This is a genomic window from Pseudomonas sp. Pse79, from assembly GCF_024519615.1.
GTDB classification, from domain to species: Bacteria; Pseudomonadota; Gammaproteobacteria; order Pseudomonadales; family Pseudomonadaceae; genus Aquipseudomonas; species Aquipseudomonas veronii.
On sequence record NZ_JALJRR010000006.1, the window covers coordinates 204,359 to 221,300 of the forward strand.

General features: G+C 62.5%; 20 protein-coding genes. 16 read left to right on the plus strand and 4 right to left on the minus strand.

The features are described 5' to 3' along the window. The first annotated feature begins 41 nt into the window (after nt 1–41). The 14 genes from cobO (at nt 42) to NR164_RS10660 (ending at nt 11,382) form a co-directional block, all read left to right on the plus strand. Nucleotides 42–653, plus strand: coding sequence for a cob(I)yrinic acid a,c-diamide adenosyltransferase (gene cobO, locus NR164_RS10595; protein ID WP_046382485.1), 612 nt, complete (start codon nt 42–44; stop codon nt 651–653). Further along, nucleotides 650–2,017 carry a cobyrinate a,c-diamide synthase gene (locus tag NR164_RS10600; RefSeq protein WP_256822731.1) on the plus strand — a complete coding sequence of 456 codons (1,368 nt, stop codon included), beginning with the start codon at nt 650–652 and terminating at the stop codon, nt 2,015–2,017. Before cobO ends, NR164_RS10600 begins: the two co-directional genes overlap by 4 nt. Then, the gene (gene bluB, locus NR164_RS10605) at nt 2,014–2,664 is read left to right on the plus strand and encodes a 5,6-dimethylbenzimidazole synthase (RefSeq protein ID WP_046382487.1); all 651 of its coding nucleotides are present in this window, start codon (nt 2,014–2,016) and stop codon (nt 2,662–2,664) included. The genes NR164_RS10600 and bluB overlap by 4 nt, the downstream gene beginning before the upstream one ends. Then, nucleotides 2,661–3,569 carry an adenosylcobinamide-phosphate synthase CbiB gene (gene cbiB, locus NR164_RS10610; RefSeq protein WP_017845328.1) on the plus strand — a complete coding sequence of 303 codons (909 nt, stop codon included), beginning with the start codon at nt 2,661–2,663 and terminating at the stop codon, nt 3,567–3,569. Before bluB ends, cbiB begins: the two co-directional genes overlap by 4 nt. After that, the gene (gene cobD / locus NR164_RS10615; RefSeq protein WP_017845329.1) at nt 3,562–4,551 is read left to right on the plus strand and encodes a threonine-phosphate decarboxylase CobD; all 990 of its coding nucleotides are present in this window, start codon (nt 3,562–3,564) and stop codon (nt 4,549–4,551) included. Before cbiB ends, cobD begins: the two co-directional genes overlap by 8 nt. Beyond that, nucleotides 4,548–5,999, plus strand: coding sequence for a cobyric acid synthase (locus tag NR164_RS10620; protein WP_256822732.1), 1,452 nt, complete (start codon nt 4,548–4,550; stop codon nt 5,997–5,999). Before cobD ends, NR164_RS10620 begins: the two co-directional genes overlap by 4 nt. Nucleotides 6,000–6,090: 91 nt before the next feature. Continuing rightward, a complete protein-coding gene (cobU, locus tag NR164_RS10625) occupies nt 6,091–6,612 on the plus strand; it encodes a bifunctional adenosylcobinamide kinase/adenosylcobinamide-phosphate guanylyltransferase (protein ID WP_256822733.1) in 522 nt (173 codons plus the stop codon). After that, nucleotides 6,609–7,664 (plus strand): nicotinate-nucleotide--dimethylbenzimidazole phosphoribosyltransferase, encoded by a 1,056-nt coding sequence (cobT, locus tag NR164_RS10630; RefSeq protein ID WP_046382490.1) that lies wholly within the window; start codon nt 6,609–6,611, stop codon nt 7,662–7,664. Before cobU ends, cobT begins: the two co-directional genes overlap by 4 nt. Continuing rightward, complete coding sequence (gene cobC, locus NR164_RS10635) at nt 7,661–8,236, plus strand: alpha-ribazole phosphatase family protein (RefSeq protein WP_256822734.1); 576 nt, start codon at nt 7,661–7,663, stop codon at nt 8,234–8,236. The genes cobT and cobC overlap by 4 nt, the downstream gene beginning before the upstream one ends. A 2-nt stretch (nt 8,237–8,238) precedes the next feature. Beyond that, complete coding sequence (locus NR164_RS10640) at nt 8,239–8,967, plus strand: adenosylcobinamide-GDP ribazoletransferase (protein ID WP_017845334.1); 729 nt, start codon at nt 8,239–8,241, stop codon at nt 8,965–8,967. A 42-nt stretch (nt 8,968–9,009) separates the two neighbouring features. Further along, nucleotides 9,010–9,414, plus strand: a complete 405-nt coding sequence (locus NR164_RS10645; RefSeq protein WP_017845335.1) for a MarR family winged helix-turn-helix transcriptional regulator — start codon at nt 9,010–9,012, stop codon at nt 9,412–9,414. A gap of 63 nt (nt 9,415–9,477) precedes the next feature. After that, entirely contained in the window at nt 9,478–10,677 is a 1,200-nt protein-coding gene (locus NR164_RS10650; RefSeq protein ID WP_162231515.1) for an MFS transporter, read from the plus strand. Then, nucleotides 10,674–10,796, plus strand: coding sequence for a hypothetical protein (locus NR164_RS10655; protein ID WP_017845337.1), 123 nt, complete (start codon nt 10,674–10,676; stop codon nt 10,794–10,796). The genes NR164_RS10650 and NR164_RS10655 overlap by 4 nt, the downstream gene beginning before the upstream one ends. Before the next feature lie 34 nt (nt 10,797–10,830). Further along, nucleotides 10,831–11,382 (plus strand): glutathione peroxidase, encoded by a 552-nt coding sequence (locus tag NR164_RS10660; RefSeq protein WP_046488295.1) that lies wholly within the window; start codon nt 10,831–10,833, stop codon nt 11,380–11,382. Between the two features lie 64 nt (nt 11,383–11,446). Here NR164_RS10660 and NR164_RS10665 read toward each other — a convergent pair whose 3' ends face one another. From NR164_RS10665 to NR164_RS10680, 4 genes are all read right to left on the minus strand, one after another. Continuing rightward, nucleotides 11,447–12,733 carry an OmpP1/FadL family transporter gene (locus tag NR164_RS10665; protein WP_177032976.1) on the minus strand — a complete coding sequence of 429 codons (1,287 nt, stop codon included), beginning with the start codon at nt 12,731–12,733 and terminating at the stop codon, nt 11,447–11,449. Between the two features lie 145 nt (nt 12,734–12,878). Next, nucleotides 12,879–13,361, minus strand: a complete 483-nt coding sequence (locus NR164_RS10670) for a hypothetical protein (RefSeq protein WP_046382493.1) — start codon at nt 13,359–13,361, stop codon at nt 12,879–12,881. A 280-nt stretch (nt 13,362–13,641) separates the two neighbouring features. After that, nucleotides 13,642–13,866 (minus strand): hypothetical protein, encoded by a 225-nt coding sequence (locus NR164_RS10675; protein ID WP_017845341.1) that lies wholly within the window; start codon nt 13,864–13,866, stop codon nt 13,642–13,644. Between the two features lie 443 nt (nt 13,867–14,309). Then, nucleotides 14,310–14,615, minus strand: a complete 306-nt coding sequence (locus tag NR164_RS10680) for a hypothetical protein (protein ID WP_057003853.1) — start codon at nt 14,613–14,615, stop codon at nt 14,310–14,312. A gap of 457 nt (nt 14,616–15,072) precedes the next feature. Between NR164_RS10680 and NR164_RS10685 the strand changes: the two genes are divergently transcribed. Both NR164_RS10685 and rmuC read left to right on the plus strand, forming a co-directional pair. Beyond that, nucleotides 15,073–15,396 (plus strand): hypothetical protein, encoded by a 324-nt coding sequence (locus tag NR164_RS10685; RefSeq protein WP_057003854.1) that lies wholly within the window; start codon nt 15,073–15,075, stop codon nt 15,394–15,396. A 175-nt stretch (nt 15,397–15,571) separates the two neighbouring features. Beyond that, nucleotides 15,572–16,936, plus strand: a complete 1,365-nt coding sequence (rmuC, locus tag NR164_RS10690; protein WP_164887036.1) for a DNA recombination protein RmuC — start codon at nt 15,572–15,574, stop codon at nt 16,934–16,936. Nucleotides 16,937–16,942: the final 6 nt, after the last annotated feature.

Below are 16,942 nucleotides of genomic sequence, written 5' to 3' on the forward strand. Positions count from 1 at the left end.
CCTGCCCGCCGTTTTTTGTCCAGCCCCAACGGAGAGCTGCCATGACCGATTCCCCCGAGCGCGACGAACGCCATCTGGCGCGCATGCTGCGCAAAAAAGCCGTGATCGATGAGCGCATCGCCAATTCCCCGAACGAATGCGGCTTGCTGCTGGTGCTGACCGGCAACGGCAAAGGCAAGAGTAGCTCGGCGTTTGGCATGCTGGCCCGCGCCATGGGCCACGGCATGCAGTGTGGCGTGGTGCAGTTCATCAAGGGGCGCAACAGCACCGGCGAAGAACTGTTCTTCCGCCGTTTCCCCGAGCAGGTGCGTTTCCATGTAATGGGCGAGGGCTTTACCTGGGAAACCCAGGACCGCCAGCGCGACATCGCGGCCGCCGAGGCCGCCTGGGCGGTGTCCCGCCAATTGCTGCAAGACCCGAGCATCGGCCTGGTGGTGCTGGATGAGCTGAACATCGCGCTCAAGCACGGCTACCTCGACCTCGATCAAGTCCTCAGCGACCTGCAGGCCCGCCCGCCGATGCAGCACGTGGTGGTCACCGGCCGTGGCGCCAAGCCTGAACTGATCGAAATGGGCGACACCGTCACCGACATGGGCATGCTCAAGCATGCGTTCCAGGCCGGTATCAAGGCACAGAAAGGCGTCGAACTTTGAATCAGCCCCGCCATTGCCCGGCTGTCTTGATCGCCGCACCGGCGTCCGGCCAGGGCAAAACCACGGTCACCGCCGCGCTGGCGCGCTTGCACCGCAACCTGGGGCGCAAGGTGCGTGTGTTCAAATGCGGCCCGGACTTCCTCGACCCAATGATCCACGAGCGCGCCAGCGGTGCGCCGGTGTATCAATTGGACATGTGGATGGTGGGCGAGCAGGAAAGTCGCCGCCTACTGTGGGAAGCAGCGGGGGAGGCGGACCTGATCCTGATCGAAGGTGTGATGGGGCTGTTCGACGGCACACCTTCCAGCGCCGACCTGGCGCGGCACTTCGGTGTGCCGGTGCTCGGCGTGATCGATGGCACGGCCATGGCGCAGACCTTCGGCGCCCTGGCCCTCGGCCTGGCACGCTATCAGCCGGACTTGCCGTTCGCCGGCGTGCTGGCCAACCGCGTCGGCACCCTGCGCCATGCGCAATTGCTCGAAGGCAGCCTCACCGAAGGCCTGCGCTGGTATGGCGCGCTGTCCCGCGAGACTGCTATCGAATTGCCCAGCCGCCATCTGGGCCTGGTGCAAGCCAGCGAACTGAATGACCTCGACCTGCGCCTGGACGCCGCCGCCCAAGCGTTGGGCAGCAGTTGCGAGGTTGCGTTGCCGCCGCCGGTCACCTTTGCCGCACCGCCGGTAACCCGCACCGAACCGTTGCTGGCTGGCGTGCGGATCGCCGTCGCGCGTGACGAAGCCTTCGCCTTCACTTACGGTGCCAGCCTCGATCTGCTGCGGGCGATGGGCGCCGAGTTGAGCTTCTTCTCGCCGATCCATGATCGCCAATTGCCAGACGCCGACAGCCTCTATCTGCCCGGCGGTTACCCGGAATTGCATCACCAGGCACTGTCGCAAAACACCGCGATGCTGGAGGCGATCCGTGCCCATCACGCTGCCGGCAAACCGCTGCTCGCCGAGTGTGGCGGCATGCTCTATCTGCTGGATTCGCTCACTGATGTCGACGGCCTCCGCGCCGGACTGGTCGGCCTGTTGCAGGGCGCTGCGGTGATGCAAAAGAAGCTCGCGGCGCTGGCTCTGCAAAGCGTCGAATTGCCCGAGGGCGTGTTGCGTGGGCACACCTATCACCACTCGCTGACCAGCACCGACTGGGTGCCCATTGCCCGTGGCGTGAGCCCCAATGGCGGGCGCGGGGCCGAGGCGGTGTATCGACAGGGGCGGCTGACCGCTTCCTACGTTCACTTCTACTTCCCCTCCAACCCCCGGGCCGTGGCCGCGCTGTTTGCGCCCGAGCGAGTCGCACCGCACGCTGCGCCACAGCACGAATCCACGGTGGAAGCGGGCTTGCCCGCGATAGGCTCATGACCGACAACGCTTTCCCCCAGGCCGAGCGCGACGCCGTCTACCGTGCCATCGCCGAACGCCGTGACATGCGTCACTTCAGCGGCGGTGACGTGGCTCCCGAACTGCTGCAGCGCTTGCTCCAGGCCGCACACCAGGCGCCGAGCGTCGGCTTGATGCAGCCGTGGCGTTTTATCCGCATCAGCGACCGCCCATTGCGTGGGCGGATTCAACAGTTGGTGGAGGAAGAACGCATACGCACCGCCGAGGCCTTGGGCGAGCGTTCCGATACGTTCATGAAGCTCAAGGTCGAAGGCATCCACGACTGCGCCGAAGTGCTGGTGGCGGCGCTGATGGATGAGCGCGAGCGACATATCTTCGGCCGGCGTACCTTGCCGGAAATGGACATGGCCTCGCTGTCCTGCGCGATCCAGAATCTGTGGCTGGCCGCGCGGGTCGAAGGCCTGGGCATGGGCTGGGTGTCGTTGTTCGAACCGCAGGCCCTGGCCGACCTGCTGGGCTTGCCGCCCGGCGCGAAACCCTTGGCGGTGTTGTGCCTGGGGCCGGTCGAGGCGTTCTATCCGGCACCGATGTTGCAGCTCGAAGGCTGGGCCGAACCGCGCCCGCTGAGTGACATGTTGTATGAAAATACCTGGGGAGTGCGTCAATGAGTGTGGCCTTGCTGTGTGTCGCTGCGGTGGCGCTGGATGCGCTGCTGGGCGAACCCAGGCGCTGGCATCCGCTGGTGGCGTTCGGCAACTTCGCCGCGCGCATCGAGCAGCGTTTCAACAGCGGTGGCCGTGGCTGGCGCAGCCATGGCGTGACCGCCTGGTTTATTGCGGTGGTGCCGTTGACGCTGTTGGCCACCGCGTTGTCGTGGGCGCCTTACATCGGCTGGGTGCTGGAGATCCTCGCGTTGTACTGTGCCCTTGGCATGCGCAGTCTCGGCGAGCACGTGATCCCGGTGGCCCAGGCCCTGCGCGGCGATGACCTGGACGAAGCCCGGCGGCGCGTGAGTTACCTGGTGAGTCGCCAGACCAGTGAACTGGATCGCACTGAAGTCGCTCGCGCCGCCACCGAATCGGTGCTGGAAAACGGCAGCGACGCGGTGTTTGCCGCACTGTTCTGGTTTGTCGTCGCGGGTGTGCCGGGCGTGGTGCTGTACCGCTTGAGCAACACCCTCGACGCCATGTGGGGCTATCGCAACGAACGCTTCGAGCGTTTCGGATGGGCGGCGGCCAGGATCGACGATGTACTGAACTATATTCCGGCACGCCTGGTGGCGTTGACCTACGCCGTACTCGGTAAAACCAGGCTGGCCATCAAATGCTGGCGCCGTCAGGGCCCGACCTGGGACAGCCCCAACGCCGGTCCGGTGATGGCGGCGGGGGCAGGTGCCTTGGGCGTCGAGTTGGGCGGTGCCGCGATCTATCACGGTGAGCTGCACCAGCGTCCGCCACTGGGCGAAGGCCCGGCGGCGGATGCGGACGCCATCGACCGCGGCTGGCAACTGGTGCAGCGCGGCGTATGGTTGTGGCTGCTGATCCTATGCGTCGGGGGGCAATTGTATGCTTGAGCACGGTGGCCGGCTGCGTAAGGCGGCGATTGAATATGGGATTGCCGAGGCCGAATGGCTCGACCTGTCCAGCGGCCTGGCGCCCTGGCCGTGGCCGGTCCCCGAGATTCCGTTGCGCGCCTGGGCGCGTCTGCCGGAAACCGACGACGGTCTGGAGCAAGCCGCCAGCGAATACTATGGCACCGCGCATTTATTGCCGGTGCCGGGTTCCCAGGCGGCGATCCAACTGCTACCGCGCTTGCGCCGGGGCGGCAAGGTTGGCGTGCTGTCACCTTGCTATGCCGAGCACGCCGAGGCCTGGCGTCGCGCCGGCTACGTGGTGCGCGAAGTGCAGGAGCAGGAGGTCGACTTCTTTCTCGACAGCCTGGACGTGCTGGTGGTGGTCAACCCGAATAACCCCACGGGCCTGAGCCTGACCCCGCAACGGCTGCTCGACTGGCATGCGCGGCTGGCCCAGCGCGGCGGTTGGCTGGTGGTGGACGAAGCGTTCATGGACGTCACGCCGCACCTGAGCCTGGCCGGCCAGGCCCATCAGGTCGGCCTGATCGTGCTGCGTTCGTTTGGCAAGTTCTTCGGCCTGGCCGGTGTGCGCCTGGGGTTTGTGCTGGCGGAGCGCAAGTTGCTCAAACTGTTGGCCGAACAGGTCGGGCCGTGGGCGGTCAGCGGGCCGACGCGGGTGATCGGCCAAGCGTGTCTGCGCGATACCGCCGGGCACACCCGGCAACGCAACCGTTGCCTGGAAGCCGGCCAGCGCTTGTTCGATTTGCTCGAGCGCCAAGGCTTCCAACCCCAGGGCGGCTGCGCCCTGTTTCAATGGCTGATCACCCCTCACGCCGAACGCATGCACAACTTCATGGCCCAGCGCGGCATTCTGCTGCGCCTGTTTGTCCACGACAGCAGCCTGCGTTTCGGCCTGCCCGACACCGACGCCGATTGGCAGCGCCTGGAACAGGCCCTGATCGCCTACAAGGACGCGGTATGAGTACGCTGATGGTGCAAGGCACGACGTCCGATGCCGGTAAAAGCACCCTGGTCACCGCCTTGTGCCGCTGGCTGGTGCGCCAGGGCGTGGCGGTGGTGCCGTTCAAGCCGCAGAACATGGCGCTCAACAGCGCGGTGACGGCCGAAGGCGGCGAAATCGGCCGCGCCCAGGCGGTGCAGGCGCAGGCCGCCAACCTGGCGCCGCACACCGACATGAACCCGGTGCTGCTCAAACCCAACAGCGACACCGGTGCCCAAGTGATCATCCATGGCCGCGCCGTGACCAGCATGAACGCAGTGGCCTATCACGACTACAAAGCCATCGCGATGCAGGCGGTGCTGGCGTCCCACACGCGTTTGAGCGACGCCTACCCGGTGGTGATGGTGGAAGGCGCAGGCTCCCCGGCGGAGATCAACCTGCGCGCCAATGACATCGCCAACATGGGCTTCGCCGAGGCCGTGGATTGCCCGGTGCTGCTGATCGCCGACATCAATCGCGGCGGCGTGTTCGCGCATCTGGTGGGCACCCTTGAATTGCTTTCGCCGACCGAACAGGCGCGGGTCAAAGGCTTCATCATCAACCGTTTTCGCGGCGATATCGCCTTGTTGCAGCCGGGCCTGGATTGGCTGGAAGCGCGCACCGGCAAACCGGTGGTCGGCGTATTGCCCTACGTGATGGACCTGCACCTGGAGGCCGAAGACGGCATCGACCAGCGTCAGATCGACAAGGCGGCCGAGGTGCTCAAGGTGGTCGTGCCGGTGTTGCCGCGCATCAGCAACCACACCGACTTTGACCCGCTGCGCCTGCATCCCCAGGTGGACTTGCAGTTCATCGGCCCGGGCCAGCCGATTCCCGCCGCCGACCTGATTATTCTGCCGGGCTCGAAAAGCGTGCGCAGTGACCTCGCGTACCTGCGCGCCAATGGCTGGGACACCGCGGTGGCGCGGCACTTGCGCTACGGCGGCAAGGTGCTGGGAATTTGCGGCGGGTTGCAGATGCTCGGCGAGCGGGTGCATGACCCGCTCGGGCTCGAGGGGCCGGCCGGCTCCAGTGACGGTCTGGGGCTGCTGGCGTTCAGCACGACGCTGGCGCAAGAGAAGCAGTTGCGCAATGTGCGTGGGCGCCTGTTGCTGGAGGACACCGAGGTCAGTGGGTATGAGATCCATGCGGGCGTGACGTCCGGCGCGGCTCTGGAACGTCCTGCTGTGCATCTGGACGATGGCCGACATGACGGCGCCCAGAGCGCTGACGGGCAAATCCTCGGGACTTATCTGCACGGTGTGTTCGAAACCCCGGCCGCGTGCAGCGCCTTGTTGCGCTGGGCCGGTGTGCAGGCGGTGCAAGAGGTCGATTACCACGCCCTGCGCGAGCGCGATATCGAACGGTTGGCCGACCTGGTGGAACAGCATCTGGATACCGCGCTGTTGCGCAGGTTGTGTGGGATTTGAGGGTTTGCCTGAGACACCGAGGTGTCTGCATCGCTGGCACGCCAGCTCCCACCGTTGACCGAGCCCGGCTCGAATACCGAGGTGCCATCCCATGCTCCAACTGATTCTCGGCGGCGCCCGTTCCGGCAAGAGCCGCCTGGCGGAAAAACTCGCCAGCGACAGCGCGTTGCCCGTCATTTATATCGCCACCAGCCAACCGCTGGACGGTGAGATGAACCAGCGTGTCGCCCTGCATCGCCAGCGCCGCCCGGATCACTGGGGCCTGATCGAAGAACCGATCGAACTGGCACGGGTGCTGCGCGAAAACGCCGCGCCCGAGCGCTGCCTGCTGGTGGATTGCCTCACGCTCTGGCTGACCAATCTGCTGCTGCTCGATAACCCCGAGCGCCTGGTTTTTGAGCGTGACCAATTGCTCGAAAGCCTGGCCTCATTGCCAGGTGAAATCCTGTTTGTCAGCAACGAGACCGGTTTGGGTGTCGTGCCGCTGGGCGAATTGACTCGCCGCTATGTGGATGAAGCCGGTTGGCTGCATCAAGCCTTGGCCGAACGGTGTCAGCGCGTTGTCCTGACCGTTGCCGGCCTGCCCCTGACTTTGAAAGGTACTGCGTTATGACGGAAACCTGGTGGCTCAACCCGTGCAAGGCCAGCGACGCTTCGGCGTATCAACACGCCTTGGCGCGCCAACAGCAATTGACCAAGCCGGCCGGCTCCCTCGGCCGCCTGGAAGCGTTGGCGGTGCAGTTGGCCGGCCTGCAAGGCCGGGTCAAACCGGCGATGGAGCAGGTGTGGATCGCCATCTTTGCCGGCGACCACGGCGTGGTGGCCGAAGGCGTGTCGGCGTATCCCCAGGCAGTCACCGGGCAGATGCTGCATAACTTTGTCGCCGGCGGTGCGGCCATCAGCGTATTGGCGCAGCAACTGGCGGCGCAGTTGGAAGTGATCGACCTCGGCACGGTGACGCCGTCGCTGAACCTGCCCGGCGTGCGTCACTTGAATATCGCAGCGGGCACCGCCAACTTCGTCAACGGCCCGGCGATGACCGAGGCGCAAGGGCGGCTGGCGCTGCAGGCCGGTCGCGACAGCGCGCGCCGTGCGTTGGCGAGCGGCGCGCAGCTGTTTATCGGCGGCGAGATGGGGATCGGCAACACCACCGCCGCCAGCGCGTTGGCGTGTGCCTTGCTCGATTGCCCGGTGAGCGATTTGACCGGGCCGGGCACCGGCCTGGATGCCCGGGGTGTCAGCCATAAAGTCACCGTCATCGAACGCGCACTGGCGGTGCATGCCGCGCAACGCGGTGATGCGCTGCACACCCTGTTCAACCTCGGCGGGTTGGAGATCGCGGCGTTGGTCGGTGCCTATCTGGCCTGCGCCCAGGACGGCATCGTGGTGCTGGTGGACGGCTTTATCTGCAGCGTCGCGGCGTTGGTCGCCACGCGGCTGAACCCGGCGTGCCGGGAGTGGCTGGTGTTCGGCCATCGCGGCGCCGAGCCTGGCCATCGCCACGTGCTGCACTGCCTCGACGCGCAACCGTTGCTCGAACTCGGCCTGCGGCTCGGCGAAGGCAGCGGCGCGGCGTTGGCGGTGCCGCTGCTGCGTCTGGCCTGCGCGCTGCACGGGCAGATGGCGACATTCGCCGAAGCCGCCGTGGCGGACCGCCCGGCATGACCTTGCACCTGGACCTGTTGCGCCACGGCGAAACCGAATTGGGCGGTGGCCTGCGCGGCAGCCTCGACGATGCGCTCACCGCAAACGGCTGGGCGCAGATGCGCGCTGCGGCGGCCGGGCAGGGCCCATGGGACCGATTGATCAGTTCGCCGCTGCAACGGTGTGCGCGGTTCGCGCAAGAACTGGGCGCAACACTCAAGGTGCCGGTGAGCCTGGAAAAGGCCCTGCAGGAATTGCACTTCGGCGCCTGGGAAGGGCAGAGCGCGGCGGCGTTGATGGAGACCGACGCCGACGGGCTGGGCGCGTTCTGGGCCGACCCCTATAGCTTCACGCCACCTGACGGTGAACGTGTCAGCGACTTTTCCGATCGGGTTCTCGGCGCGGTCTCACGCTTGCATCAGGCTTATGCCGGACAGCGTGTGTTGTTGATCAGCCACGGTGGCGTGATGCGTCTGCTGCTGGCCCGGGCGCGCGGTTTGCCCCGAGCGCAGTTGCTGAATGTCGAAGTCGCCCATGGCGCACTGTTCAGCCTGCAGGTTGCGGCTGACGGCGCGTTGAAGGAAGGACGCTGAACATGCTGCCGTTCTGGATCGCCCTGCAGTTCCTGAGCAGCCTGCCGATTCGTCTGCCGGGCATGCCGCAACCGCAGGAACTGGGGCGCTCACTGCTGTTTTATCCGCTGGTGGGCCTGTTGTTCGGCCTGCTGTTGTGGGGCCTGAACCTCGCGTTGGCGGGCGCGCCGTTGTTGCTGCATGCCGCGTTGTTACTGACGGCCTGGGTGTTGCTCAGCGGCGGCTTGCACCTGGACGGGCTGGCGGACAGCGCGGACGCCTGGCTCGGTGGGTTTGGCGATCGCGAACGCACCCTGACCATCATGAAGGACCCGCGCAGCGGGCCGATCGCCGTGGTCACCCTCGGCCTGGTATTGCTGCTCAAGTTCACCGCCCTGGTGGCGCTGATCGAGCAGCACAACGGCGCGGCACTGATCCTCGCGCCGCTGATCGGGCGTGCGTCGATGCTCGCGCTGTTTCTCACCACGCGCTATGTGCGTGCCGGAGGATTGGGCCAGGCATTGTCGGACCACTTACCAAGGATTGTCGGCCAGCAGGTGCTGATCCTCAGCGGCCTGGCCTGCCTGCTGATCGGTGGTTTCAGCGGTGGGATCGCGGTGCTGCTCGCGGCGCTGTGTTTTATCGGCTTGCGTCAGCTGATGGTCAGGCGTCTCGGCGGCACCACCGGGGACACCGCTGGCGCCCTGCTGGAGCTGCTGGAAGTGGCGGTTGTGGTCGGATTGGCGCTGTAACACTTGCTTGCATTTCCTTAATCGCGGGTATATACACGTTCCATGCTTGCCTCCCAATGTTTATGCACCAACCTGCGACGTGCCGCCCGTGGCGTCAGCAGGCATTACGACGGCGCTCTCGACGGCTTCGGGATCAACGTTGCCCAGTATTCTCTGCTGTGCAATTTGCAGCGTCTCGATCAACCGAGCATTTCCAGCCTGGCCGACGCCATGGGCCTGGATCGCAGTACCTTGGGGCGCAACCTGCGCGTGCTGGAAGGCGAAGGCCTGGTGCGGTTGGTCGAAGGCGACGATCTGCGCAACCGCCTGGTGCTGTTGACCGAAGCCGGTGCAGAACGACTGGCCGCAGCGTTGCCAGCGTGGGAAGCGGCGCAGCAGAAATTGATTGATCGGTTGGGCGCGGAAAAACGCGAAACCCTGTTGGCCTTGCTGGATGAACTTGCCTGAGCGAGGGTTTGTCCGACTACAAGCGGGTATATACCCGTAAATGGAGAATAAGAAATGACCTCGATGTGGCGCACCAGTGGCTGGATTCTTGTGGGGAGTGCGCTGATCCTGGCGTTGTCGCTGGGTGTGCGGCATGGCTTCGGTCTGTTCCTGGCACCGATGAGCGCCGAGTTCGGCTGGGGCCGTGAGACGTTTGCCTTCGCTATCGCCCTGCAGAACCTGATCTGGGGCCTGGCGCAGCCGTTCACCGGCGCCCTGGCCGACCGTTTTGGGGCGAGCAAGGCCGTGCTGGTTGGCGGGGTGTTGTACGCCGTCGGCCTGGTATTGATGGGCATGTCCGACTCGGCCTGGTCACTGTCGTTGAGCGCCGGTTTGTTGATTGGTATCGGCCTGTCCGGCACTTCATTCTCGGTGATCCTGGGTGTGGTCGGCCGTGCGGTACCGCCGGAAAAGCGCAGCATCGCCATGGGCATTGCCAGCGCCGCCGGTTCTTTCGGCCAGTTCGCCATGGTGCCGGGCACCCTGGGTTTGATCAGTTGGCTGGGCTGGTCGGCGGCGCTGCTGGCGTTGGGCTTGATGGTGGCGCTGATTCTGCCGCTGGTGAGCATGCTCAAGGATCGGCCGCTGCCCGTCATGGCCGGCCAGCAAACCTTGCGTGAAGCACTGAAGGAAGCCTGTTCTCACTCCGGGTTCTGGTTGCTGGCGTTCGGTTTTTTCGTCTGCGGTTTCCAAGTGGTGTTTATCGGCGTGCATCTGCCGGCCTACCTGGTCGATCAGCATTTGCCGGCGACTACCGGCACCACCGTATTGGCCTTGATTGGCCTGTTTAATATCGCCGGCACCTACACCGCCGGCTGGCTCGGCGGGCGCATGTCCAAGCCGCGCCTGCTGACCGCTTTGTATCTGTTGCGCGCGGTGGTGATCGTGCTGTTCCTGTGGGCGCCGGTGACTGAAGTCACGGCCTACCTGTTCGGTATGGCGATGGGCTTCCTGTGGCTGTCCACGGTGCCGCTGACCAACGGCACGGTCGCCACGCTGTTTGGTGTGCGAAACCTCTCGATGCTCGGTGGGATCGTGTTCCTGTTCCACCAACTCGGTTCGTTCCTCGGTGGCTGGTTGGGCGGGGTGGTCTATGATCGAACCGGCAACTACGATTTGATCTGGCAAGTGGCGATTCTCTTGAGCCTGCTCGCCGCCGCCCTGAACTGGCCGGTGCGCGAGCGGCCGGTGGCGCGGTTGCAGACGCAGATGGAGGCGGCATGAGTTCCAATGGGTATTGGTTCGTTGGGGCAGCGGCGGCAACGCTGCTGCTGCTTCTGGCATGGTGGGGCTGGCAGCGCGGTGGGCTGGCGTTGATGCAACTGGGTATGTCGATCTGTTAAGTTCGTGGTCTGACTATTTTGAAGGACACACGACATGCAGATGCGCTGGCTTGCAGTACCCGTCCTGATGGCTGCTTTTAGCGGTGCGGCGATGGCCGCCGGTTGCCCGCCGTTGCTGGAGGGGCAGTTGCCCAAGTTGCGCGCCAAGGAATCCATCGACCTGTGCCAACGCTTTGCCGGCAAGCCTTTGGTGATCGTCAATACCGCCAGCTTCTGCGGCTTTGCGCCGCAATTCAAAGGCCTTGAGGCTCTGTACCAGCGCTATAAGGACCAGGGGCTGGAAGTGATTGGTGTGCCGTCCGATGACTTCAAGCAGGAAGCCAAGACCGGCGAGGAAACCGCCAAGGTCTGCTACGTGAATTATGGCGTCACCTTCACCATGACCGAGCCGCAGGCGGTCAAGGGGCCGGACGCAGTGCATCTGTTCAAGGTGCTGGCGCAGCAGAGCAGCGCGCCAAAGTGGAATTTCTACAAGTACGTGGTGGATCGCCAGGGCAAGGTGATCGCCAATTTTTCCAGCCTGACCAAGCCGGACAGCCCGGACTTGCTCAAGGCGGTAGAGGCAGCGTTGGCGTCGAAACCCTGATCGTTACCCATTGAAAAGCCCCGCCTCCTTTGCCGGAGAGCGGGGCTTTTTATGCGCGAGCAGGTCAGAACTTGTAAGTCACACCCAGGCCGAAACCGTTGGCGCTGTTTTCGTATTTGGAGCTGTAGGAACCCAGCGCGTTGGATTTGTTGACTTTGACCGACTCTTCCTTGAGGTAGGAGTAAGCCAGGTCAACGGTCATGTTATCCATCACTGCGTAACCCATACCAACACTGAAGATGGTCCGGTCACCGGTAGGAATGCGCGGCGAACGATCAGTGTTGTTGGTTGGCGACTGGTCGAAGGACAGGCCGGTACGCAGTACCACCTGCTTGGTGAGCTGATACGAGGTACCCAAGGCGTAAGCCCAGGTGTCGTGCCAGTTCTGCGGTTCAGTGATAGTGCCGACAAGCGCAGGTGCCAGTGCGCCTCCGTTAGCCGCTGTCACACCTTCGTTTTTGATGGTGATGTCTTTCAAGCGACTCCAACGAGTCCAGGTTGCACCCGCATACAGTTTCCAGGCGTCGTTGAGGTCTTGAGTCACCGACAGGTCCCAGGATTCAGGCGTGTCGACTTTCAATGAGGCGTCGTAGCGGTTATTGGCCAGCACTCCTGATGGAACCGTGGACGCTTTGGTGACGTCGGTGTGGCCTTCGAGTTTGTACTTCACTGCCGAGTGGTAGGTCAGGCCGACGCGAGTGGTATCGGTGGCTTGAACCAGGATACCGGCGTTAAAGCCCAGGGCGGTGTCGTCGCCTTTGACTTTGACTTTGTTGTCGCCTGGCATCCCCAGGCCAGCCAGGCTCGGCCGCGATTCCAGGGTGCCGTCGATACGGTTGATGGTCGGACCAAAACCGATGGAAACGCGATCATTGAACGCGTAGCTGACAGTCGGTTGGAAGGTGATGACCGATACTTCGCTCTTGTTGCCAAACCCGCGACCCTGGAAACCACTTTCGTAGTCGGTTTTCAGGCCGAACGGTGCATAAACACCGAAGCCGATAGACCATTGATCGTTGAGTTTGTTGGTGTAGAAGCCGAAAGGCACGCCAGTGAAAGGCACCATGTCGCCTTTGTTAGTCCCGCTGGAACGGCCGCCGGCATCTTTGATATCGGTGGAGGCATCGATCACCGCGAAACCGCCGGTAATTTGTTGGCCTTCCAGGCGAGCCATACCGGCTGGGTTACCGTAGACAGTGCTTGCGTTTTCGGCAGTAGAAGAGCGTCCTGCGAAGCCCGTACCCATCCCGGCGACGTCTTGTTCGTTAAGGGCAAAGCCACTTGCGAAGACGTAGGAAGAGGCCATGGCAACGGCGAGGCTAAGTGTGGTCTTGAGCATTACTTTTTTCATTATTAGAACTCCGTGTGATCACCGCAGCGGAAAGTATCAACAAATTACATATCGCGCTATAGGCTGTAACACAGGAGATAGAGCCGTTTTGTAGGACAATCCTACCAAAATCGCCGCATTTTGCCGGATTTTGTAAATTGCCCGATCAGCAGGTCACCTGATTCATGGATGAAACACAGGTTTTCCAGGCGTGGGTGAAATCGCGAAGACGGCCTTGAGGGTGAAATATTTCTTTCCAGATACGCGCCATGGCCAATATGTCACCCGGTTCGGGCAAGGCGGGGCGCTGTTGTTCCACCAGTAACCAGGCGATGGCGGTGGCATAACGCAGGTTGACGGTCAGCTCAAGCTGGGGCGCGCCAAGGAAGGCGTGCTGGCTGGCCAGGCCGCGTACCAGGCTGGCGCGTTCGGGGTCCAGCGCCAGGTAGGTGTCCCATAGGGCGCGGTGACGCTGGTCGGAGATGCTGTAGAGGCCGTGGCCGCGACGGTCGTGCAAGGCGGAGCCAAGTTCCGACTGGCTGGCGGCAATACCCAGCAGCAGGGATTCAGCGGTCTGGTCGTGGCGCCCGAGGTAAACAAGCGTCGGCCTGATCACATAACGACACAATTCGCTGGCAGCGATACCCATACTCGCCTCTGTCCGTGAAAGTGGTCGACTAAGCCTGAGCGGGTGGGGGCTTGGCAGCGGTGGATCGGATCTCAGGCCCGTCGGAAGCGGATCATGCCGCTTGAGTTGAAGTGTAGTGTCATATTCGTGGTGTAAAGGACTGTTTTAAAAACATCTTCTTTATTCAGTTATAACGTTTATATCTATTCGTGCTGAGTGCAAATATTCAAAACCTGAATGCCGGGCAATAAAAAACCCTGCTTGTTAAACAGGGTTTTTGGGTTTCAGCAACTTCGGTCGATCAGGCAATCAGTGCCTGACGGGTACGCTCGATCACGGCCTGCAGCGGCTCTGCGCTGGAGTATTGATCGGGGTACAGGCGTTCGCTGTGACGAGCGATGCCGTGTTCGTTGACCAGGGTGAAGCTGAAGCAGCCTTTGCGAGCGGCCATGATCAGGCAGTTCATTGGTGCAAAAGCGTTGGTGAGGGCGCGAATGGCGTCCTGAGTATGGATTTGAGTGGACATATTATGGGTGTTCCTACAAATGACACGGTTAAGAACCGCGCAACGTTAAAACGTTCCAGTGACGTCGATCACTATTGATCGAACGAAGAACCCGACTGGAACAAAGCAGCCAGTTTGAAGCGCTAATAGTTTAGGCGCGCTTAGGCTGGCAGGTAGGTACTTAGGAGGGCAGGCAACACAACAGGGGCTAAGGTTCTGGGCCCGGGGTGAAGATCCTGATCAATTGGCAGGTTGGTTCGGTCAGAGTATTGAGACTTCGCGACACCCTTTGCTTGTTCAAAGGCTGTGTCGTCGCAAGTGATACCTGGAAACCATCAAGGTGGTCGATCCCGTGTTGTTCAGGGGAGTTGTTCGACCAGAATTGACTTTCAGCTTGGTACTAACGCCGCGGATAGTAACGGATCGAAGTGGGGAATGGAAGCGTATCGGTAAAAAAACTTCAGTCAGCCCTCCAGCACCCCGTGATACACCAGCACCGTGACGGCTGCCGCCAGCGAGCAGCCCAGCGCATACGCGGCCAGGGTCAGGCGCAGGGACTGGCCGGTCTCGATCATTTTCATGACGTCGCCCATGTCATTGATCCGGCCCTCGCCCAACTCGATGCACAGGCTGGCGGCGGTGAACGCGGCGGAGAGCAGGATCGCGATCGCAAACAATGCGCCGTCCGGCGAAGGCAGAGCGGCGTTGATTCCCAGGGAGGTCGCGCAAATGGCCAGCAGCAACACGGTGAATAACAGAATTCCTTTCATCGACCCGTACATGGTTGCGTTGTAGGTGCGGCAGTGTGGCGACCCGCATTGAATTTGAAAAGTCCCTGCCTGGTCGTGCCGGTAACATGTTCAAGCCATGTCGGATCAAAAACCTTTGGCGATATAACCGGAGAAAAGGGACTTGTACACATTGTTCACGGTATGTGTCACCGTTCTGTCAAGTGTTTCCATCGGGCCCCATTTGCCTGTAATGAAAATTTAAGTCAATGAAAAATATCGCTTTTTTTTATTGGTGAAAAAATCGTCAGTTTGACTGCGGCCCCCATTCCATGGGGCTTTGCGCGAGTTAAAGGTGGGTTGTCCACTGAGTTATCCACAGCTTCTGTGGATTGTCCCGAGCGCTTGCTCTAGCACGGGCGTGCAGGGTTTTTTCGGCTTTACCTGTACGAAAAAAAGAGTAGAGTGGCGCGCCTTCCGTTCTGTCCCGCAGTGCTTTATGAAGTTTCGCTCAGTATCATCTTCTGTTACCGACACCCCTCCGGTTGTTACCCCACCCAAACGTTTCTCCTTGAAGGTGGCCTTGTGGTTGCTCGACAGCCCACGTCTTGGTCACAGCACCAACATCAAACATTTTGCCGGGCGCTTGCTCAAACAGCCGGCCCGTGATGGCGTGGTCGCAGCGCAAAGCCGACTCGGCCAATTGATGTGCCGCGAATGCGACAATGCCCGCGACCGCCGCATCGGCCACGACCTGCTGCGCCTGGCTGCCCGTGCCGGTGACCGCCGCGCCCAGCGTGAATTGGGCCAGGTCGAAGACTGAGCTGTCCTCAACCCCCTTGCTTGGTTAACCTTGCTCTTTTTCGGTGATGGCAGACATGGCTATGGCTTTTGACTGGACCAGTATTGCCCTGGGACTTGCTGGCGCGGCAGTGCCGTTATTGGCCGTGTGCTGGCAGCTTCAGCGCCGTCTGGCCGCGCGCATGGCCGGCTGGGAATTGCTTGAAGAGCGCCTGACCACCGCGCAACTGGCCCAGGAAGGATTGGCGGCCCAACTGGACGCCAGCCGTGACGAAATCAGCGACCTCAGCCAGGCCAACGCCGCCAAGCAGGCAGACCTGGCCGCCGTGCGCCGCGAAGTCGAATTGCTGCAGATCGATCGCGACAATGCCCGCGACGCCGCCCACGCCTGGAACCTCGACCGCAGCGCCAAGGAAGCCGAACTGCGTCGCCTTGACGCGTTGTCGGCGGCCTTGCGTGCGGAGCTGCGCGAGCAACAGGACAGCCATCAGCAACGCCTCGCCGACCTGCAGGGCTCGCGGGACGAATTGCGGGCGCAGTTCGCCGAACTGGCCGGGAAGATTTTCGACGAGCGCGAACAGCGCTTCGCCGAAACCAGTCAGGAGCGCCTCGGACAGTTGCTCGATCCCTTGAAAGAACGCATCCAGTCCTTCGAAAAGCGTGTCGAAGAAAGCTATCAGAATGAAGCCCGTGAACGCTTTTCCCTGGGCAAGGAGCTTGAACGCCTGCAGCAACTGAACCTGCGTCTGTCGGACGAAGCCACGAATTTGACCCGTGCGCTGAAAGGCCAGAAGACCCAGGGCAACTGGGGTGAACTGATCCTTGAGCGTGTGCTGGAACACGCCGGCCTGGAGAAGGGCCGCGAGTACCAGACCCAGGTCAGCCTGAAAGGTCCGGACGGTGAGCGCTTCCAGCCGGACGTGCTGATCATGTTGCCCGGTGACAAGCAGGTGGTGGTGGACTCCAAGGTCAGCCTGACGGCCTATCAGCAGTACGTGGCGGCGGACGACGAGGTGATCGGCCAGGCGGCGCTCAAACAGCATGTGCTGTCCCTGCGCAATCACGTCAAAGGTTTGGCCGGTAAGGACTACAAACGCCTGGAGGGCTTGCACAGCCTGGATTTCGTGTTGCTGTTCGTGCCGATTGAAGCCGCTTTTTCGGCGGCCTTGCAGGCTGAGCCCAACCTGTTCCAGGAAGCCTTCGACCGTCATATCGTCATCGTCAGCCCCACCACCTTGCTCGCCACCCTGCGGGTCATCGACAGCCTGTGGAAGCAGGAACGCCAGAGCCAGAACGCCCGGGAAATCGCGGAGCGCGCCGGCTGGCTGTACGACAAGTTCGTGCTGTTTATCCAGGACCTGGATGAAGTGGGTAACCGTCTGCAGCAATTGGATAAGGCTTACAGCGCAGCGCGGAATAAGCTGACAGATGGTCGCGGTAATCTGGTCAGCCGCACCGAACAGTTAAGGTTGCTCGGCGCCCGCGCCAGCAAAAGCTTGCCCGCCGACCTGTTGGAGCGGGCAATGACCGACTCCGACGGGGTGGCGCACCTGCCCGAATAGGTGGCT

Bases quoted from the DNA above. Each gene is read 5' to 3' on its own strand.
- NR164_RS10645 (WP_017845335.1), top strand. From the start codon at position 9,010: ATGCTTGCCTCCCAATGTTTATGCACCAACCTGCGACGTGCCGCCCGT.
- bluB (WP_046382487.1), top strand. From the start codon at position 2,014: ATGACCGACAACGCTTTCCCCCAGGCCGAGCGCGACGCCGTCTACCGT.
- NR164_RS10655 (WP_017845337.1), top strand. From the start codon at position 10,674: ATGAGTTCCAATGGGTATTGGTTCGTTGGGGCAGCGGCGGCAACGCTG.
- NR164_RS10640 (WP_017845334.1), top strand. From the start codon at position 8,239: ATGCTGCCGTTCTGGATCGCCCTGCAGTTCCTGAGCAGCCTGCCGATT.
- NR164_RS10680 (WP_057003853.1), bottom strand. From the start codon at position 14,615: ATGAAAGGAATTCTGTTATTCACCGTGTTGCTGCTGGCCATTTGCGCG.
- cobU (WP_256822733.1), top strand. From the start codon at position 6,091: ATGCTCCAACTGATTCTCGGCGGCGCCCGTTCCGGCAAGAGCCGCCTG.
- cobC (WP_256822734.1), top strand. From the start codon at position 7,661: ATGACCTTGCACCTGGACCTGTTGCGCCACGGCGAAACCGAATTGGGC.
- NR164_RS10675 (WP_017845341.1), bottom strand. From the start codon at position 13,866: ATGTCCACTCAAATCCATACTCAGGACGCCATTCGCGCCCTCACCAAC.
- NR164_RS10665 (WP_177032976.1), bottom strand. From the start codon at position 12,733: ATGAAAAAAGTAATGCTCAAGACCACACTTAGCCTCGCCGTTGCCATG.
- NR164_RS10660 (WP_046488295.1), top strand. From the start codon at position 10,831: ATGCAGATGCGCTGGCTTGCAGTACCCGTCCTGATGGCTGCTTTTAGC.
- cobT (WP_046382490.1), top strand. From the start codon at position 6,609: ATGACGGAAACCTGGTGGCTCAACCCGTGCAAGGCCAGCGACGCTTCG.
- cobO (WP_046382485.1), top strand. From the start codon at position 42: ATGACCGATTCCCCCGAGCGCGACGAACGCCATCTGGCGCGCATGCTG.
- NR164_RS10685 (WP_057003854.1), top strand. From the start codon at position 15,073: ATGAAGTTTCGCTCAGTATCATCTTCTGTTACCGACACCCCTCCGGTT.
- NR164_RS10670 (WP_046382493.1), bottom strand. From the start codon at position 13,361: ATGGGTATCGCTGCCAGCGAATTGTGTCGTTATGTGATCAGGCCGACG.
- cbiB (WP_017845328.1), top strand. From the start codon at position 2,661: ATGAGTGTGGCCTTGCTGTGTGTCGCTGCGGTGGCGCTGGATGCGCTG.
- cobD (WP_017845329.1), top strand. From the start codon at position 3,562: ATGCTTGAGCACGGTGGCCGGCTGCGTAAGGCGGCGATTGAATATGGG.
- NR164_RS10650 (WP_162231515.1), top strand. From the start codon at position 9,478: ATGTGGCGCACCAGTGGCTGGATTCTTGTGGGGAGTGCGCTGATCCTG.
- NR164_RS10620 (WP_256822732.1), top strand. From the start codon at position 4,548: ATGAGTACGCTGATGGTGCAAGGCACGACGTCCGATGCCGGTAAAAGC.